Genomic DNA, 16,414 nt, shown 5'->3' with positions numbered 1-16,414 from the left:
ACCCGCCGTACCTCCGGACCGTCACGGCGGTGCGGACCGTACGGCGGGCGGACGGCGGCCCCGTCAGAGCAGGCCGGCGCGACGGCCCCCGTCAGAGCGGGAGGGCGGCCCCGTCAGACCAGGCGGCGCGCGGTGGCCCAGCGGGACAGCTCGTGGCGGTTGGAGAGCTGGAGCTTGCGCAGCACCGACGAGACGTGGGTCTCCACGGTCTTCACCGAGATGAACAGCTCCTTGGCGATCTCCTTGTAGGCGTAGCCTCGGGCGATCAGGCGCAGGACCTCCCGCTCGCGCTGGGTCAGCGAGTCGAGCTCGGGGTCGATCGGCGGGGCCTCGCTGGAGGCGAAGGCGTCCAGCACGAAACCGGCCAGCCGCGGCGAGAACACCGCGTCGCCCTCGGCCACCCGGCGGATCGCGTCGGTGAGCTCGCGGCCGCTGATGTTCTTGGTGACGTAGCCCCGGGCGCCGCCGCGGATCACCCCGATGACGTCCTCGGCGGCGTCGGAGACCGACAGCGCCAGGAACCGGACCTGTGAGCCCGCGCCCAGGACGCGGCGCAGCACCTCCTGGCCGCCCCCGCCGGGCATGTGCACGTCGAGCAGGACCACGTCCGGCGTCAGCTCGCCGATCGCCCGGACGGCGGACTCGACGTCCTCGGCCTCGCCCACCACCTCGATGGAGTCGCCCAGCTCCGCGCGGACCCCCGAGCGGAACAGCCGGTGGTCGTCGACGATCAGAACCCTGATGGCGCCCATGCACCCTCCCCAACGCGCCTCGCGGACCGCCCGCGCCGGCCGCCGCCGCTCCGGGCCCGCTCGATCACGCCTTCTCCAGCTTCATGGTCAACATGACTTCGGTGCCCTCTCCGGGCTCGGTCCGGATACGGGCGCCGCCTCCGTTGCGCTCCATCCGGCCGATGATCGACTGGCGGATGCCCATCCGGTCCTCGGGCACCTGATCCATGTCGAACCCGGCGCCGCGGTCCCGGACGAAGACGGTGACCTCCTCCGGCTCCGCCTCGGCGTAGACGGAGATGACGGAGGATCCAGAGTATTTCGCCGCATTGACCATAGCCTGTCTGGCCGCCTGCATCATCGACGACAGCTCGGGGGTCAGCGGGCAGTCGCCCACGCAGACGACCTCGATCGGGACGCCGTGCGCGTCCTCCTCCTCGGCCGCGACCCGGCGCACGGCCGCGGCCAGGGACGCGTCGGCGTCCTGCTTGGGCTGGTAGAGCCAGTTGCGCAGCTCACGCTCCTGGGAGCGGGCCAGCCGCGCCACCTCGCGGGGATCGTCGGCGTTGCGCTGGATCAGCGTCAGCGTGTGCAGCACGGAGTCGTGCACGTGCGCGGCCACCTCGGCGCGCTCCTCCTGCCGGATGCGCTCGCGGCGCTCGCGCTGCAGTTCCTTCCACAGCGCGGCCAGCCAGGGGGCCGCGATGAGCGCGACACCGCCGACGACGACGAGCGTGAACACGATGCCGGGCCGGGCCGCGTCCAGCTCGTCGGTGGCCACCAGGAAGCCGATCGCGCCCACGACGACCAGCACCAGACCGGCGAACGTGCGCACCCGGTTCCGGCGCACCTGGCCGACCGTCGTGCTCATCCAGCGTCGCCGCCGGTCGGGGTCGGCCTGCTGCCACAGGATCAGCGAGCCGATCCCGCCGACCGCGATCGGCCAGGCGCCGATCCCGCCGGTCCGGGCGCCCGTGAGCCAGCCCAGCGCCAGCAGCGCCAGCCCGACCGCCGCGTAGGAGGCGACCTGACTCCAGTCGCGGGCGGGCTCCTTGCCCTCGTACGGCTCGCGCGACGTGAACAGCCACAGCGCCGCGTACGCCACAGCGCCGATCCCGTCCAGGACGGTGAGCAGCACGAACGCCAGCCGCAGCACGACGGGGTCGAGCCGCAGCTGTGCGGCGGCGCCCTCGGCCACCCCGGCGACCAGGCGTCCCTGGACGGGGCGCACCAGCCGGGGGAAGGGGGCGGGCTCTCCGGAGGTCACCGGGGCCGCGTCACGAATAGTCTCTCGGTCAGCCATATCGTCTGCATCGTCACATGTGAGAGTCTGCCAGCGCATCAGGCGTTCCCCTGATGCGACCCTGACGGCGGCCCGCATCCTCGGGGACCGTTCAGGGGTGTCCCGGATGCGGCCCGGGAGGCGGGAAGGCCACGATGGGTGACATGACCGATTCCGGGAACGCCCACGACCCGGCGAGCCCCCCCACCGGCTCGTCGTCCCACTCCGCCTCCGGGACCGGCCCGTCGTCCCCCCTCGCGTCCGGCGAGCGGGGACCGCTCCGGCGCAGCGACGAGGGCCGCATGCTCACCGGCGTCTGCGCCGGTCTCGGCCGCCACGCCGGAGTCGACCCGCTGCTGTTCCGCATCGGCTTCGCGATGCTGGTCCTCGGCTCCGGCATCGGCATCATGCTGTACGTGGCGGCGTTCCTGCTGATGCGGGAGCCGGACGGCGGCCCGGGATACATGGAGCAGTGGACCCGGCGGTCCTTCGACGGCGAGACCGTGCTGGCGCTGCTGGCGGGGGTGTTCACCCTCGGCCTGATCGTGAACGTGTCCTCCGGCGGCATCGGCACCGGAACGGTCGTGGTCGGCACGCTCTTCGCCATCGCCCTGATGGCCGCGCACGCGCGCGGGGCCGACCTGCTGGCCACGATGCGGTCCCTGCCGGAGCGGCTGCGCGGCAGCCGCGTCCCCGCCGGGTCCGGCACGCCGTACGGTGACCCTCGCGGCCCCCACGGCGGCCCGTGGCACGAGCGGCACGCCGGTCCGTACGGCGGGCCCCTCGCGGGGACGGCCGTCTTCGACCCGGCCGGGTCGTCCGCCTTCGGCTCGGAGGCGCCGCACGCCGCGCCGCGGGAACCGGCCGCGCCGGCCCGGCCCGGCGGGCCCGCCGGGAGCCGTCCCGCGGCGGCGCCGGGCGCGTCCGGGGTCACCGAGCGCCTCCCGGAGCCCGCCGCCCCGCCCGCCGAGCCTCGGCCCGAGTCCGTGACCGGGGTCTCCCCCGCCGAGCCCGTGACCGGGGCCTTCCCCGCCGGGCCGCCCGCCGGGGCCTCTCCTGCCGGGGACTCCCCCGCGGAGCCGCGGACCGAGGCGTTCCCCGCGACCGGCCTGGTCCCGGAACCGGCGTCCGCGTCCTCCGCGGGGCCGGCCCGCGAGGACGACCGGCCCGCCGGGCCGTGGCCCGGCGAGGGCGACCGGCTCACCGGACCGCCGTACCCCGGCTCTCCGGCAGGGCCGGCCACCCCCTCCTACGACTCCTCCGGCGAGCCGTTCTCCCCCTACGGGCCCTACCGGCCGCTGGACCCCCGCATGCGGCAGCCGTACGACCGCCGCTACGGCGGCCCTCCCGGCGACTACGGCGCCCCCTACGACCTCTCCCTGATCGGCGGGCCGGTCGAGACGTCCGCCCGGCGCGAGCGGATCGAACGGGCCGACCGGCCCCGGCGGCCCAGGTCGTTCGTGGCGGGCGTCACCCTGATCCTCGCGCTGATCGTCGGCGGGCTCACCCTGGCGGCCCACCCAGCCTTCGGGACGGCGGACATGACGGCCGCCGTGACGACCGCCGGCGGCGCGGCGCTGATCACCATCGGCTGTGGTCTTCTCGTCGCCGCGTGGTTCGGCCGGGGCGCGGCCCTCGTCGCGGTGGGCACCCTCGTCTCGATCGCCGTGGTGACGGCGTCGCTGCTGGCCGGCATGCCGGGGCGCTTCGGCACCTACGAGTGGGCGCCCACCACGATGTCGGAGGTCACCGAGGAGGGCGGCGGAGGCTACGCGATCGGCGTCGGCGACGGCACCGTCGACCTGAGCACGCTGCCGCTCCCCGCGGGCTCGCGCACGCTCGTGGAGGCGTCGGTGACGATAGGCGAGATGCAGGTGATCGTGCCGCCGACGGCACGGGTCGAGGTCGAGGGGTACGCCAAGGTGGGCGATGTGAAGATCGATCAGATGACCCAGGGCGGCACCGGCGTCCGGCACGTCAGGGTGCTGGAGCCGGAGGTGCGGCCGAAGGGCGACGTGGCGACCATCGTCCTGCGGGTCAGCGTGGGCATCGGGGACGTGGAGGTGCGTCGTGCGGCCTGAGGTGGAGCGGCCCCGCCGCGGACGGGTGCACCGTACGGACTGGATGGCCCTGCTCAGCGGCATAATCTTCATCGCCGCCGGGGTCGTCCTCATCGGCCGGCCGTCGATCGAGCCGCTGATCATGCTTCCGGCCGTCCTGGGGGGCCTGGGCGTCGCGGGGCTGATCACCATCCTCGCCCGGCTGATCCGCCGCTGACCGCTCCGGTGTCCCCGAGGCGCCGACGAGGACCCGGCGGGTCCGCAGGTCGTGGGTGAACGCATGTCCAGGGGCCCTCACCGCCGGGCCGGTGACCCGGCGGTCCCGCGTCTCACGGTTGGAAGTGCCGCCACGCGTTAGAGTGGGACGATGCCGGTCCTGGAGTTCGTCAGCACGATCCGCGCGACGCGGACCGGGCCGGTGGACGTGCTCTCCGATGTCGCGGGCGCGACCGCCTGGTGCCGCGAGCACGCCGCCGACCTGGACCTCCCCGCCGGGTTCACCGCCTCCGAGGAGTTGCGCCGCGAGCTGGTCGGGCTGCGGCAGGCCGTACGGGCCCTGTTCGCCAGGGCCGTCGCCCCCGGCCCGGCGAGCCGCGCGGACGCCGGCCGGCTGCCGGGGTTCGCCGAGTCCCTCGACCTGGTCAACGCCACCGCGCTCGCCGTCCCGACGGCTCCCCGGCTGGAGTGGCCCGCCGGGCCGGCGCCGGCGGGTCCGGCGGGTCCCTCCGACCTGTCGAGTCCGTCGGACCCGGCGAGCCCTTCTGGCCCTTCGGCCCTTTCCGTCCTCCCGGCCCCTTCGGTACGGAAGGTCCCGGCCGTGGCGGCGGACGACTCCGCCCGCGCCCGCGCCGCGCTCGCCGCCGCGGCGATCGGCTTCCTGGCCGGCCCGCACCGCGAGCGGCTCCGCGCCTGTCCGGCCCCCCGCTGCGTGCTGTATTTCGTCAAGGAGCACGCCCGCCAGGAGTGGTGCTCCGTGGCGTGCGGCAACCGGGCCCGCGCCGCCCGCCACTACCGCCAGCACCGGGACGACTGAGCCTCGGCCCCTCCCTCGCCCGGCACACGTCCTCAGGTACGGCCCGCTCGCCCTCGCCGTCCGCTCCTCGTCGCGGCATGCGTCGGCCCGGGTACGGCGGGGCTCCGCCGTACCCGGGCCGTCCGGCCGCCGTCACCGTCAGCGGGCCGCGTCCACGGTCACCGCTCCGGACGCCGTCCCGGCCGGGGCTATCACGCGGCCGTTCACCCTCCACAGCTCGTACGCCAGCCAGAGACCGCCCGCGGCGAGCAGCGCGCCGTGCGCGATCCGGATCGCCGGCGAGCCGTAGAACTGCGGGATGAACAGGACGAACCCCACCGCCAGCGGGACGCCGCTCCACCGCGGGAGAGCACCGGAGCGCCGGATCTCCGCCGCCGCCATGACGACGCCCACGGCGAGCAGCGCGAGGCCGGCGGCGAACATGGCGACCGCCGCGGGTGTGAAGCGGAACTGGTCGACGAGCTCGATCAGGCCGGCGTCGTGGTCCCGTACGGCCCGCGCCCCGATCACCCGCAGGCCGAACGTCTCGGCGCCGTAGTAGGGCAGCGTCAGCCCCGCGCCGAGCCAGGTCACGACCGCGGCGGGCAGGAGGCGGCTCCGGCCGAGCACGAGGTAGAGGCCGAGGATCCCCAGCGAGACGAGGACGAACCCGACCGACGCGGCCAGGTGGACGGCCGTCCAGGAGGGAGAGGCCATCGCCGCGGCGCCCTCCAGGGTGCTCTCGTCGGCGTAGGGCCGGGCGGCCTGGTAGATCAGAAAGAGGACGCCGCCTGCGGCGAAGGCCGAGGCGGTGAGCCGGGCACGGTTCATGGGGGCTCCTGGGACCAAGGGGAGGAACAGCGCTTCTTTGCGAGAGCAATGCTCTCACTATGGAGCGACAGACTCAAGAGCGGTGCTCTCTTTTGTGACCGGCGATTCTCCCCTTCCCTCCAGGGGACGGCGCGCACTCGGACATCTCCCCCACCCCACCAGGGAGAACACCCCTGTCCGACCAGAAGGACGGTCACCCCTCCGGGCATTCCTGTGACGCACATCACTTTTTTCTAACGGAAAAACTTCGCTCTTTGCGTTACATTCTTCCCAGCACCTAACGGAACGATCCGTTAGAAACAGCGAAGGGAACCCATGAGCCTCCGGACCGGCCACATCGGCCTCAACGTCTCCGACCTCGACCGGTCGAGGGACTTCTACGTCAAGGTCTTCGGTTTCGAGGTCGTCGGGGAGTCCGGCCGGGAGGACCGCCGCTTCGCCTTCCTGGGCCTCGACGGCACGCTCGTGCTGACCCTCTGGCAGCAGAGTGAGGGCCGCTTCGCCACCGGTCTGCCCGGCCTGCACCACCTGTCCTTCCAGGTGCCGGACGCCGAAGCCGTACGGCGGGCCGAGAGCGTGGTCCGGGAGCTCGGCGCCACGCTCCACCACGACGGCGTGGTGCCGCACGGCGAGGGCGCCTCCTCCGGGGGGATCTTCTTCGAGGACCCGGACGGCATCCGGCTGGAGATCTTCGCCCCCGACGGGGCCGGTGATCGCCCTGCCCCGACCACCGACGCCCCGACCTGCGGCTTCTTCTAAAATGATCACGAGAGCGGCCATGAGGCACCCGGGAGAGCTGGCGGTGCGGCGACGGGCCGGGGTGGACGCCGGCGACTGGGGCTCGGCCGGGACCCGGCCGGAGATACCGCCGGTGGCGATGGGCTTCCTCGCCGCGCAGCGGATGCTGCTCATCGGGGCGACCGGCCGGGACGGGCGGCCGTGGGGGACCCTGCTGACGGGCCCGGCGGGGTTCGCCCGCGCCGTGGACGACCGGACCGTCGTGATCGACGCCGTGCCCGGCGGGCATGACCCGCTGGCCGGTCTGGAGGAGGGTGAGATCGGGATCCTCGCCGTCGAACCCCACACCCGGCGGCGGATGCGGATCAACGGCACGGTGCGCCGGGACGGCGGACGGCTGACGGTCCGCACCGACCAGACCTACGCCAACTGCCCCAAGTACATCCAGTCGCGGGCCGTCACCGGGGAGGTGGCCGGGCCTTCCACGGGGGCCTCCGCGACCGGCTCCCTCACCGCGGGTCACCGGGCGTGGATCGAGGAAGCCGACACGTTCTTCGTCGCCACCCGGGCCGCCGGGTTCGGCGCCGACCTGTCCCACCGGGGCGGCGCCCCCGGGTTCGTCCGGGTGACCGGCGAGCGGAGGCTGGTATGGCCCGACTACGCGGGCAACGCGATGTTCATGACGCTCGGCAACCTCGAGCTCGACGACGCCTGCGGCCTGCTCTTCCTCGACTGGGAGGGCGGCGACGCGCTGCACCTGACCGGGCGGGCCCGCGTGGAGTGGGAACCGGGCGACGTGCCGGGCGCGCAGCGGCTGGTCGCGTTCGACGTCGAGCGGGTCGTGCACGTGCGCCGGGCGAGCCCGTTGCGCTGGACGTTCGAGAGGCACTCCCGCTTCAACCCGCCGGTCCGCCCCGTGCCCCGCACGGATCCGGCGGGAGCCGTAGGGGCGGGACCCGGGGAGAGAGGGGACGTCCGATGAGGGTCGTGGTGGACCGGGAACTGTGCCAGGTGCACGCCCAGTGCGTGTTCGCCGCGCCGGAGGTCTTCGAACTGGACGACGACGACCGGCTCGTCCACGTCGCCGAACCGGGCGACGAGCTGATCGGCGCGGTCGAGGAGGCCGCGCGGGCCTGCCCCGTGCAGGCGATATCCCTGGAGGACCTGGAGGAGACGTGAACTTCACCGAGGAGACGGCCCGGGCCAAGGTGCGGGCCGCCGAGGACGCCTGGAACACCCGCGACCCCGAACGGGTCGCGCTCGCCTACACGCCGGACTCCGTCTGGCGCAACCGCGACGAGTTCCTCACCGGCCGGGAGGAGATCCGGGGGTTCCTGACCCGCAAGTGGGCCAGGGAACTGGACTACGCGCTGCGCAAGGAGCTGTGGACGTTCGGCGGGAACCGCATCGCCGTACGGTTCCAGTACGAGTGGCACGACGCCGGCGGCCGGTGGTGGCGCAGCTACGGCAACGAGCTGTGGGAGTTCGCCGACGACGGGCTGATGCGGCGGCGCGAGGCGAGCATCGACGACGTCCCGATCGGCGAGGCCGACCGCCGCATCCGCGGCCCGCGCACCGGGGAAGCTGACCTTCCGCTGGCGTGAACCCCGGCTTGGCGAAAACCTTGACCGGGCAGGACAGGGGCGTACGTTCACTCATGTCGGCTTCCATCTCTCCCGCCCCTTTCGGGGGCGTGCCTGGAGGACGTATGCCTCGGATCACCGTCAGCGTCGACGGAGTCACCTACGAGGAGGAGGTCGAGCCGCGCCTCCTCCTCGTCCACCTGCTCAGAGACCGCCTCGGCAAGACGGGGACCCCCGTCGGCTGCGACACCGGCAACTGCGGCGCCTGCACGGTGACGCTCGACGGCCGCAGCGCCAAGAGCTGCTCGGTGCTGGCCGTACAGGCCGACGGGAGCGAGGTCGTCACGGTCGAGGGCCTGGCACAGGGCGGCCGGTGGCATCCCATGCAGGAGGCCTTCCACGCCGAGCACGCCCTGCAGTGCGGCTACTGCACCCCGGGCATGATCATGGCGGCGATCGATCTGCTCCGCGACGACCCCGACCCCTCCGAGGAGGACGTCCGCCGGGGCCTGGAGGGCAACCTGTGCCGGTGCACCGGCTACACCAACATCGTCCGGGCGGTACGGCGCGCCGCGGCGGAGATGGCGCGGGCGCCGGGCGAGCGGGCTCCGGAGGAACGGGCTCCGGAGGAGCGGCCGTCCCCGGGGGCCTCCGGGGAACAGGAGGTGACCGCGTCATGACCGAGGAGCTCGACGCCGGCCTGATCGCCGCACGGATCGCCGAGAGCGACCAGATGAACGAGCCCTCCGCCGCGCGCGAGATGGGCCGGGCGCGCAGGCGCAAGGAGGACGCCCGGCTCGTCACCGGCCGGACCATGTGGACCGACAACATCCAGCTCCCGGGCATGCTGTACGTGGCGTTCCTGCGCAGCCCCATGGCGCACGCCAGGATCACCGGGATCGACGTCTCCGCCGCGCGCTCCCGGCCCGGCGTGGTCGCCGCCTTCTGCGGCCGCGACCTCGCCGGGGAGCAGGGCAGCCTGCCGTGCGCCTGGCCGGTCACCCCCGACATCGTCATCCCCGACCACCCGCCCATGGCGGTGGACGAGGTCCGCTACCCCGGCGAGGCGGTGGCCTGCGTGGTCGCCACCGACCGGTACAAGGCCGCCGACGCGCTGGAGGCCATCACGGTCGACTACGAGCCGCTTCCGGCGGTGCTCGACATGACCGAGGCGCTCGCCGAGGGCGCCCCGAAGGTCCACGAGGCCGGGAACCGCGCCTTCACCTGGAAGTTCGCCGGGGGCGACATCGACGCGGCGTTCCGCGACGCCCCCGTGGTGATGAGGCGCACCTACGTCCAGCAGCGCCTCATCCCGACCGCGATGGAGCCCAGGGCGGTCGTCGCGACCACCGACGGCGACGGCTTCACCCTCTACTCCGCCACGCAGATCCCGCACGTGCTGCGCGTCATGCTGGCGATGACCACCGGCATCCCCGAGCACAAGCTGCGCGTGGTCGCCCCCGACGTGGGCGGCGGCTTCGGCTCCAAGCTTCAGGTCACCGCCGAGGAGGTGCTCGCCCTGCTGCTGACCCGCAGGCTCGGCAGGCCGGTGAAGTGGACCGAGTCCCGCTCGGAGGGCAACCTGACCGTGCACCACGGCCGCGACCAGCTCCAGCGGATCGCCGTCGCCGCCGACCGCGACGGGCGGATCAGGGGCGTGCGGGTGGAGCTGCTCGCCGACATGGGCGCCTACCTGATGCTGGTCACGCCGGGCGTGCCGCTGCTCGGCGCGTTCATGTACAACGGCATCTACAAGATGGACGCCTACGACTTCACCTGCACGGGCGTCTTCACCACCAAGATGCCGACCGACGCCTACCGGGGCGCCGGCCGTCCCGAGGCGACCTTCGCCATCGAGCGGGCCGTGGACGAGCTGGCCTGCGAGCTCGGCATGGACCCCGTCGAGCTGCGGCGCCGCAACTGGATCACCCGCGAGGAGTTCCCGTACACCACGATCGCCGGGCTCACCTACGACTCCGGCGACTACGAAGCCGCGACCGACAAGGCGCTGGCCATGTTCGGCTACGACGGGCTCCGCGCCGAGCAGGCCGCCCGGCGCGAACGGCGCGACCCGGTGCAGCTCGGCATCGGCGTCTCCACCTACACCGAGATGTGCGGGCTGGCGCCGTCGCGGGTGCTGGGCTCGCTCAGCTACGGCGCGGGCGGCTGGGAGCACGCCGCGGTCCGGCTGCTGCCCACCGGCAAGGTCGAGGTCGTCACCGGCACCAGTCCCCACGGCCAGGGGCACGAGACGGCCTGGAGCCAGATCGCGGCCGACGCCCTCGGCGTGCCGTTCGAGGACGTCTCGGTGCTGCACGGCGACACCTCCGTCGCGCACCGGGGCATGGACACCTACGGCTCCCGGTCACTGGTCGTCGGCGGCGTCGCCGTGCTCGCCGCCTGCGAGAAGGTCAAGGAGCGGGCCCGCGAGCTGGCCGCGCACCTGATGGAGGCGTCCGCCGACGACATCGAGTTCGACGGCGGGAGGTTCCTGGTGCGCGGGACCGACGAGGGGCGGACCATCCAGGAGCTGGCGCTGGCCTCCTTCGCCGCGCACGACCTGCCCGGCGGTTTCGAGCCCCGGCTGGACGCCGAGGCGACCTTCGACCCGGACAACTTCTCCTTCCCGCACGGCACCCACCTGTGCGCGGTCGAGGTGGACACCGAGACGGGCCGGTGCGCCATCCGGTCGTACGTCGCCGTGGACGACGTGGGCTCGGTGGTGAACCCGCTGATCGTCGAGGGCCAGGTGCACGGTGGAATCGCGCAGGGCATCGGCCAGGCCCTGTTCGAGGAGGCCGTCCACGACGCCGACGGCAACCTGGTCACCACGACGATGGCCGACTACCTCATCCCGTCCGCGGCGGACCTGCCGGAGTTCACCACCGACCGCACCGAGACCCCGGCGACGAGCAACCCGCTGGGTGTCAAGGGCGTCGGCGAGGCCGGGACGATCGCCTCGACCCCCGCCGTGGTCAACGCGATCGCCGACGCGCTGCGCCCGTACGGTGTGCGCGACGTGCGGATGCCGTGCACGCCGGAACGGATCTGGCGGGCGCTCGCCGAGGCGGAGGCCGCCGTCCCGGGCCCTTCACCCACGCCCGAGTCCGCGTCCGCGTCCGATTCCGCGTCCGATTCCGCGTCCACGTCCGATTCCGAGTCCACGTCCACGTCCGCGCCCGAAGGAGGCTCCCGGTGATCCCCGCGCCGTTCGACTACATCCGGCCCGCGTCGGTGGAGGACGCCTGCCGGGTCCTCTCCGACGCCGAGGCCGCCGGTGACGAGGTGAAGGTGCTGGCCGGCGGCCAGTCCCTGCTGCCGCTGCTGCGGCTGCGGCTGGCCTACCCGTCCGCGCTGGTGGACCTCGGGCGGCTGCCCGAGCTGCGCGGCGTGGAGGACCGCGGCGACCACGTGTACATCGGGGCGCTCACCACGCACGACGAGGTGATGCGCTCCGGCGTCGTGCGCGAGCACGTCCCGCTGGTCGCGCTGGCCACCGCCACCGTGGCCGACCCCGCCGTACGGCACCGCGGCACGTTCGGCGGTTCGATGGCCCACGCCGACCCGGCCGGCGACCTGCCGGCCGTCGCCCTCGCGCTGGACTGCGTGTTCGTGGCCCGGTCGGGTGACGGCGAGCGGGAGATCCCGGCCGCGGAGTTCTTCGTCGACTACCTGGAGCCGGCGCTGGAGCCGGACGAGGTGCTGCTCGGCGTCCGGGTGCCCAAGCTGGGACCCGGCTGGGGCTTCCACTACGAGAAGTTCCACCGGACCGCCCAGGCGTGGGCGACCGTCGGCGTGGCGGCGGCCGTACGGCGCGGCGACGGCGGGGCGATCGAGGAGGCACGGATCGGGCTGACCAACATGGGCCCGACCCCGGTGCGGGCCCGGGTGACCGAGGCCGCGCTGCGCGGCGTCGCCCCCTCCCCCGGCGGCTCCGACGGGAGCGACCCGCTCCGGGACGCCTGCGCCCAGGCGGACGCCGGCACCTCGCCCCCGACCGACCTGCACGCCCGGCCCGACTACCGCCGGCATCTGGCGCGGGTGCTGACCCGCCGGGCGATCGGAGCCGCGCTCGGCTGAGCCGCGCTCGGCTGAACCGCCGGGGAGTCCGGCACCCGCCGGGCGGGGGCCGCCTCCCGGCGGACGAGGCTCGTGTTCCGTCCGGCGGCGGTTCGCGTTCCGTCCGCCGGGAGTTCGTCTCCCGGCGGACGGGGCAGACAAATGGGTGGAAGCCGCCGGTCCGGCGCGGGCAGGTCCGCGCCGAACCGGAGACCGGCGGATCCGGCCGGCGTGGTTGGTGCGGTTGGTGAGAATTGGCCCAGGTTGGTCCGGCGACGAGGAGTGGATCGATGGCGATGCGGTTCGAGCACGAGTTCACCGTTCCGGTTCCGGTCGAGCAGGCGTGGTCCGTGCTGCTCGACGTCGAGCGGATCGCACCGTGCCTGCCCGGGGCCGCACTGGAGAAGGCGGAGGGCGACTCCTTCACCGGCCGGATGAAGGTGAAGGTCGGGCCGATCACGGTGACCTACCGGGGAGAGGCCGCGTTCGAGAACGTGGACGAGGACGCCCGGATCCTGACCCTGCGGGCCTCGGGCCGGGAGACGCGCGGCTCCGGCACGGCGAGCGCGACGGTCACCGCGCGGCTGCGCCCCGATGACGCCGGTGGCCTCGGGCGGCCGGACATGGAGGGCGCAGTGGGCACAGCGGGCACAGCGGATTCCGAGGAGGCCGTGGGCTCGGCGGACACGGCGGCGTCCGGAGGCCCGGCGGGCCCGGCGCGATCGGGCGGCCCGGCGGATTCGGTCACCCGGGTCATCGTCGAGACCTCCTTCAACGTGACCGGCCGCCCCGCGCAGTTCGGCCGGGGCGTGATGGGCGAGGTCGGGGCGAAGCTGATCGACAGGTTCGCGGCCAACCTCGCCGCGCTGCTGGAGGCCGGCGAGGCGGGGACCGCCACCGCGGGCACCGCCCCCCTGACGCCGGTCCCCGCGCCCGAGCCCGCCGTACCGGAGGAGGCCCCGCCCGGCCGGGCGACCGGAACCCCCGAGGCGGCCGTCCAGGGAACGGTTGGAGCACCGCGGGCGAACGGGCAGGGGACGACCGGGGGGCCGGGGACCGACGGTCAGGGCGTGGACGGGGCGTCCGAGGCGGACGGACGGGGGTCGGCCGGCCGGGGCGCCGACGGCCGGAAGGAGACGGCCCGCCACCTCACCGCCGTGCCCTCCCCGACCGAGACGCCCGAGGGGGCCGAGGGAACCGAGGCGACCGAAGCCGCCGAGGCGAAGGAGCCGGAGCGGCCGGACACGCCGGAGACGGCCGGCGCCCCCGCGGTCCTGACCCCGGTCACGGGGCTCCCACCGGTCGCCACCGAGCGGACCGCCGGCCGGGACGCCCATCCGGCCGGGACCTCCCGGACCTCCCTCACCCCCGACGAGGAGGCCCTCGACCTGATGGAGATCGCCGGGATGCCCCTGCTCAGGCGCGCCGCTCCCCTGCTGGCGGCGGTGGCGGGCCTGGCGGTCGCGGCCTGGCTGACCCGCAGGGCCCTGCGCCGCCGCTGACCCGTCCGCCGCCCGCCCGTACCGAGTCCTCAGTCGTTCCATGGCGCGGGCGAAGGCGCGGGGCAGGGGCCGTGCGTCGCCGTACGGACACCTGTCACCGTCCGCAGCCGGTCCGGGCCGGATCGGGACCGAGTCGGACGGCGTACGGCCGGCTCAGCGCAGGCAGTCCTTCTTCCCGTCCGGATCGCATCCCTTCGGGACGACCGGTTCGTCGTCGGTCCAGCCGAGCCGCTTGACCATCCTGGAGTACAGGCGGTTCACCGGAAGGCGCTCCCGGCCGGCGGCCGGGGCGGGCGACACCTGCTGGACCGCCAGCGGCTCGCCCGTCTCCCGGTCGACCACGAGTTGCTTCTCCGGCTCGCCGCGCCCGTCCCCGCGCAGGACGGCCACTCCCGCCCGTCCGTCGGCGTCCCGGATCCCGTCCACGACCCGGGCCCTGGGGAGCCCGGCGAGCATGCGGTAGATGGCCGCCCTGGTCCCCGGGGTGGCGGGGGTGCCCAGGAGGAGGCTCTCACCGATCCCCCACAGCCAGTCGTCCCGCTCGGCGGACTCCGCGCGCACCTGGGCGGGCACATTCTTCTTCATGGCCTTCCACTGGGCGGGCCAGTACGACAGGAGCCTCTCCCTCAGCGCCGCGGGATCCCGGGGAAGATCGCGGATCTCCCGCCCGTTCAGTTCCAGGGCCCCCTGCTGGAGCACCTCCTCCGTGTCGGAGACGATGTACCGCGTCTTCCCGTCGGGGACCATGTCGTTGTCGCAGTCGGTGTCCGCGCCGCAGAGCCGGGGTGAGCCCGCCTTCCGCCACTCGGCCCGGTCGGCGGCGGTCACGGGCCGGGTGCCGAGCCCGCTGATCACGATGGTCCGTTTCCGGCCCGGCCCCAACCACGTGGTCTGCCCGACACGTTCATCGGCGAGGAACGTGTGCCCCGCGACGCCGATCCGCCTCCGGACGACCTCTTCCGTCTCCCCACGCCAGTACCGGCGCCCGGTCGCCTCCGGCCGCCGGGCCAGCCGGTCGGCGGCGGCGGCGAGCACCTCCTCCGCGTTCACCCGCGTCACCGTGACGGCCGGGCCGGCCGGACCGCCACCGAGGCTCGGAACGGCCACGACCGCGACCGCGCCGATGACCGCGGCGGTCGCGGTCGCCGCCGTCAGCACCCCCGCCCATCGAGGGACGCTCCGGCGTCTCCGTCCGCCCAGCACCCGCGCCCTCGCCTCGGCGGCCTTCGCCGGGTCGGGCGGTGCGACGTCGGGCATCACCGCGTCGACGAGCCTGAAATCGTTCATCGGACCTCCATCCCCAGCGACGTGTGCAGCTTGTTCCTGGCCCGGCTGAGCCGTGAGGCCACGGTGCCGTAGGCGACTCCGAGTGCCTGGGCGACCTCGTCGTAGGTCAGGCCGCCGTACGCGACGAGCAGCACCACGTCGCGCTCGCCCTTCGACAGGCCGGTCAGCGCCCCCGAGAGCAGGCCGACCGTCACCCCCGCGGTCACGCGGTCGGCGACCCGCTGGTCGTGGCCGTCGTCGTCGGGTGGCGGGCCGGTCCTGGCCAGCGCCCGGTAACGCCGTACCTCGGCCCGGCGGTGGCGGCCGATCAGGTTGGTGGCTATGCCGTACAGCCAGGGACGGACGCCGCCCCTGGCGGGGTCGAACCGGTGGCGGCGGCGGAAGGCGACGAGGAAGGTCTCGGCGGCGATGTCCTCGGCGATGTCGAGGCCGAGCCGCCGCCCGATGTAGCGGCGGATCTCCTCGTAGTGCGCGTCGAAGACGGCGCCGAACCGCTCGGGATCGGCGACCGACGCGGCGTCGGGGACGGTGATCATGCAAGGGTCTCCCTTGCCGGAAGGACAGGACGTCTCTTCTTGCCCTTCACCCACCACCCCCTTCCCGGGTTTTTTCAGTCGCGCCGTTCCGGCCGGGGCCCGCGCCGCCCGGAACGGCGCGGTTCACCCCTGCCGGGCGAGGCGGTAGTGGGTCTCCTCAATCGGGGGATACGACTCGGACAGCGGGTGGGTGCCGGTGCGGCCGGACGGGACGAAGCCGAAGCGCTCGTAGAAGCGCCGGGACCGGTCGTTGCGGGTCGCGACCCACAGGCCGACCTCCTCGTGCCCGGCGGCGCGCAGCCGGGTCACCGCGTCCGCCAGCAGGGCCCGGCCGAGCCCGGCGGACTGCGCCTCGGGCAGCACGTAGAGGGCGAAGACCTCGCCGCCGCCGATCTCCTCGTCCCGGCTGCGGTTGAAGTTGACGAAGCCGACGATCCCATCTCCGGTCTCGGCGACCACGAGCGGCGTGCGCCCCTCGGCAAGGGCATTGGCCAGCCCCCGCTCCATCTGGGCCACCCTGTCCGGGTCGACCCCGAGCGCGTCGAGGTAGTCGTCGGGCATGAGGCCGCGGTAGGCGGTCCGCCACGTCGTCACCCGCACCCGTTCCACGGCCGCCACGTCCTCGGGGGCACCGGGTCTGATCTTGAATTCCATGGCGGAATGATCCGGTGTCCGCCGCACGGGGGCAACGGGATATCGCGGCCTCATGAGAACGGTTCCCTTGACAGAGAAGCCATATCGTTTACCATGGGTACCGCATGGCTCACTCGGAGTCATGAAGTGAAGCCGGGTT

Annotated in this window: 17 protein-coding genes; 11 read left to right on the top strand and 6 right to left on the bottom strand. The window is 74.1% G+C overall.

Annotation, left to right across the window (positions count from 1 at the left end):
• Positions 1-113: 113 nt before the first annotated feature.
• Both ACZ6W9_RS00675 and ACZ6W9_RS00670 read right to left on the bottom strand, forming a co-directional pair.
• Positions 114-752 (bottom strand): response regulator transcription factor, encoded by a 639-nt coding sequence (locus ACZ6W9_RS00675; protein ID WP_362942529.1) that lies wholly within the window; start codon positions 750-752, stop codon positions 114-116.
• 64 nt (positions 753-816) lie between these two features.
• Positions 817-2,034: an ATP-binding protein gene (locus tag ACZ6W9_RS00670; RefSeq protein WP_362942526.1), complete on the bottom strand. Its 1,218-nt coding sequence runs from the start codon at positions 2,032-2,034 to the stop codon at positions 817-819.
• Positions 2,035-2,177: 143 nt separating this feature from the next.
• Between ACZ6W9_RS00670 and ACZ6W9_RS00665 the strand changes: the two genes are divergently transcribed.
• The 3 genes from ACZ6W9_RS00665 (at position 2,178) to ACZ6W9_RS00655 (ending at position 5,106) form a co-directional block, all read left to right on the top strand.
• A complete protein-coding gene (locus tag ACZ6W9_RS00665) occupies positions 2,178-4,094 on the top strand; it encodes a PspC domain-containing protein (RefSeq protein WP_470116483.1) in 1,917 nt (638 codons plus the stop codon).
• Positions 4,084-4,290 (top strand): hypothetical protein, encoded by a 207-nt coding sequence (locus ACZ6W9_RS00660; RefSeq protein WP_470116482.1) that lies wholly within the window; start codon positions 4,084-4,086, stop codon positions 4,288-4,290. The genes ACZ6W9_RS00665 and ACZ6W9_RS00660 overlap by 11 nt, the downstream gene beginning before the upstream one ends.
• Positions 4,291-4,440: 150 nt before the next feature.
• Positions 4,441-5,106 carry a CGNR zinc finger domain-containing protein gene (locus ACZ6W9_RS00655; RefSeq protein WP_389958223.1) on the top strand — a complete coding sequence of 222 codons (666 nt, stop codon included), beginning with the start codon at positions 4,441-4,443 and terminating at the stop codon, positions 5,104-5,106.
• Between the two features lie 138 nt (positions 5,107-5,244).
• Here the strand turns inward: ACZ6W9_RS00655 and ACZ6W9_RS00650 are convergent, their stop codons facing one another.
• Positions 5,245-5,916 carry a hypothetical protein gene (locus ACZ6W9_RS00650; RefSeq protein WP_470116481.1) on the bottom strand — a complete coding sequence of 224 codons (672 nt, stop codon included), beginning with the start codon at positions 5,914-5,916 and terminating at the stop codon, positions 5,245-5,247.
• Between the two features lie 315 nt (positions 5,917-6,231).
• Here ACZ6W9_RS00650 and ACZ6W9_RS00645 point away from each other — a divergent pair, with 315 nt between their 5' ends.
• From ACZ6W9_RS00645 to ACZ6W9_RS00610, 8 genes are all read left to right on the top strand, one after another.
• Entirely contained in the window at positions 6,232-6,675 is a 444-nt protein-coding gene (locus tag ACZ6W9_RS00645; RefSeq protein ID WP_389958217.1) for a VOC family protein, read from the top strand.
• 19 nt (positions 6,676-6,694) lie between these two features.
• Entirely contained in the window at positions 6,695-7,636 is a 942-nt protein-coding gene (locus tag ACZ6W9_RS00640; protein WP_389958214.1) for a pyridoxamine 5'-phosphate oxidase family protein, read from the top strand.
• The gene (locus tag ACZ6W9_RS00635; RefSeq protein ID WP_389958212.1) at positions 7,633-7,833 is read left to right on the top strand and encodes a ferredoxin; all 201 of its coding nucleotides are present in this window, start codon (positions 7,633-7,635) and stop codon (positions 7,831-7,833) included. Before ACZ6W9_RS00640 ends, ACZ6W9_RS00635 begins: the two co-directional genes overlap by 4 nt.
• Positions 7,830-8,258: a nuclear transport factor 2 family protein gene (locus tag ACZ6W9_RS00630; RefSeq protein ID WP_389958209.1), complete on the top strand. Its 429-nt coding sequence runs from the start codon at positions 7,830-7,832 to the stop codon at positions 8,256-8,258. Before ACZ6W9_RS00635 ends, ACZ6W9_RS00630 begins: the two co-directional genes overlap by 4 nt.
• A gap of 104 nt (positions 8,259-8,362) precedes the next feature.
• Positions 8,363-8,917, top strand: coding sequence for a (2Fe-2S)-binding protein (locus ACZ6W9_RS00625; RefSeq protein ID WP_470116480.1), 555 nt, complete (start codon positions 8,363-8,365; stop codon positions 8,915-8,917).
• A 53-nt stretch (positions 8,918-8,970) separates the two neighbouring features.
• Positions 8,971-11,436 carry a xanthine dehydrogenase family protein molybdopterin-binding subunit gene (locus ACZ6W9_RS00620; RefSeq protein WP_470116607.1) on the top strand — a complete coding sequence of 822 codons (2,466 nt, stop codon included), beginning with the start codon at positions 8,971-8,973 and terminating at the stop codon, positions 11,434-11,436.
• Positions 11,433-12,317 carry an FAD binding domain-containing protein gene (locus ACZ6W9_RS00615; RefSeq protein WP_470116479.1) on the top strand — a complete coding sequence of 295 codons (885 nt, stop codon included), beginning with the start codon at positions 11,433-11,435 and terminating at the stop codon, positions 12,315-12,317. The genes ACZ6W9_RS00620 and ACZ6W9_RS00615 overlap by 4 nt, the downstream gene beginning before the upstream one ends.
• Before the next feature lie 269 nt (positions 12,318-12,586).
• Positions 12,587-13,798: an SRPBCC family protein gene (locus ACZ6W9_RS00610; RefSeq protein ID WP_470116478.1), complete on the top strand. Its 1,212-nt coding sequence runs from the start codon at positions 12,587-12,589 to the stop codon at positions 13,796-13,798.
• Between the two features lie 153 nt (positions 13,799-13,951).
• Here the strand turns inward: ACZ6W9_RS00610 and ACZ6W9_RS00605 are convergent, their stop codons facing one another.
• The 3 genes from ACZ6W9_RS00605 to ACZ6W9_RS00595 all read right to left on the bottom strand — a co-directional run bounded on the left by ACZ6W9_RS00605 (position 13,952) and on the right by ACZ6W9_RS00595 (position 16,275).
• Positions 13,952-15,085: a CU044_5270 family protein gene (locus ACZ6W9_RS00605; protein ID WP_470116477.1), complete on the bottom strand. Its 1,134-nt coding sequence runs from the start codon at positions 15,083-15,085 to the stop codon at positions 13,952-13,954.
• Positions 15,082-15,621 carry an RNA polymerase sigma factor gene (locus tag ACZ6W9_RS00600; protein WP_470116476.1) on the bottom strand — a complete coding sequence of 180 codons (540 nt, stop codon included), beginning with the start codon at positions 15,619-15,621 and terminating at the stop codon, positions 15,082-15,084. Before ACZ6W9_RS00600 ends, ACZ6W9_RS00605 begins: the two co-directional genes overlap by 4 nt.
• Positions 15,622-15,744: 123 nt before the next feature.
• A complete protein-coding gene (locus tag ACZ6W9_RS00595) occupies positions 15,745-16,275 on the bottom strand; it encodes a GNAT family N-acetyltransferase (protein ID WP_389958193.1) in 531 nt (176 codons plus the stop codon).
• Positions 16,276-16,414: the final 139 nt, after the last annotated feature.

The organism is Streptosporangium sp. NPDC053982, from assembly GCF_055585205.1.
Note: the sequence above shows the minus strand (reverse complement) of the source record. Positions and strands in the feature narration are given on the sequence as shown.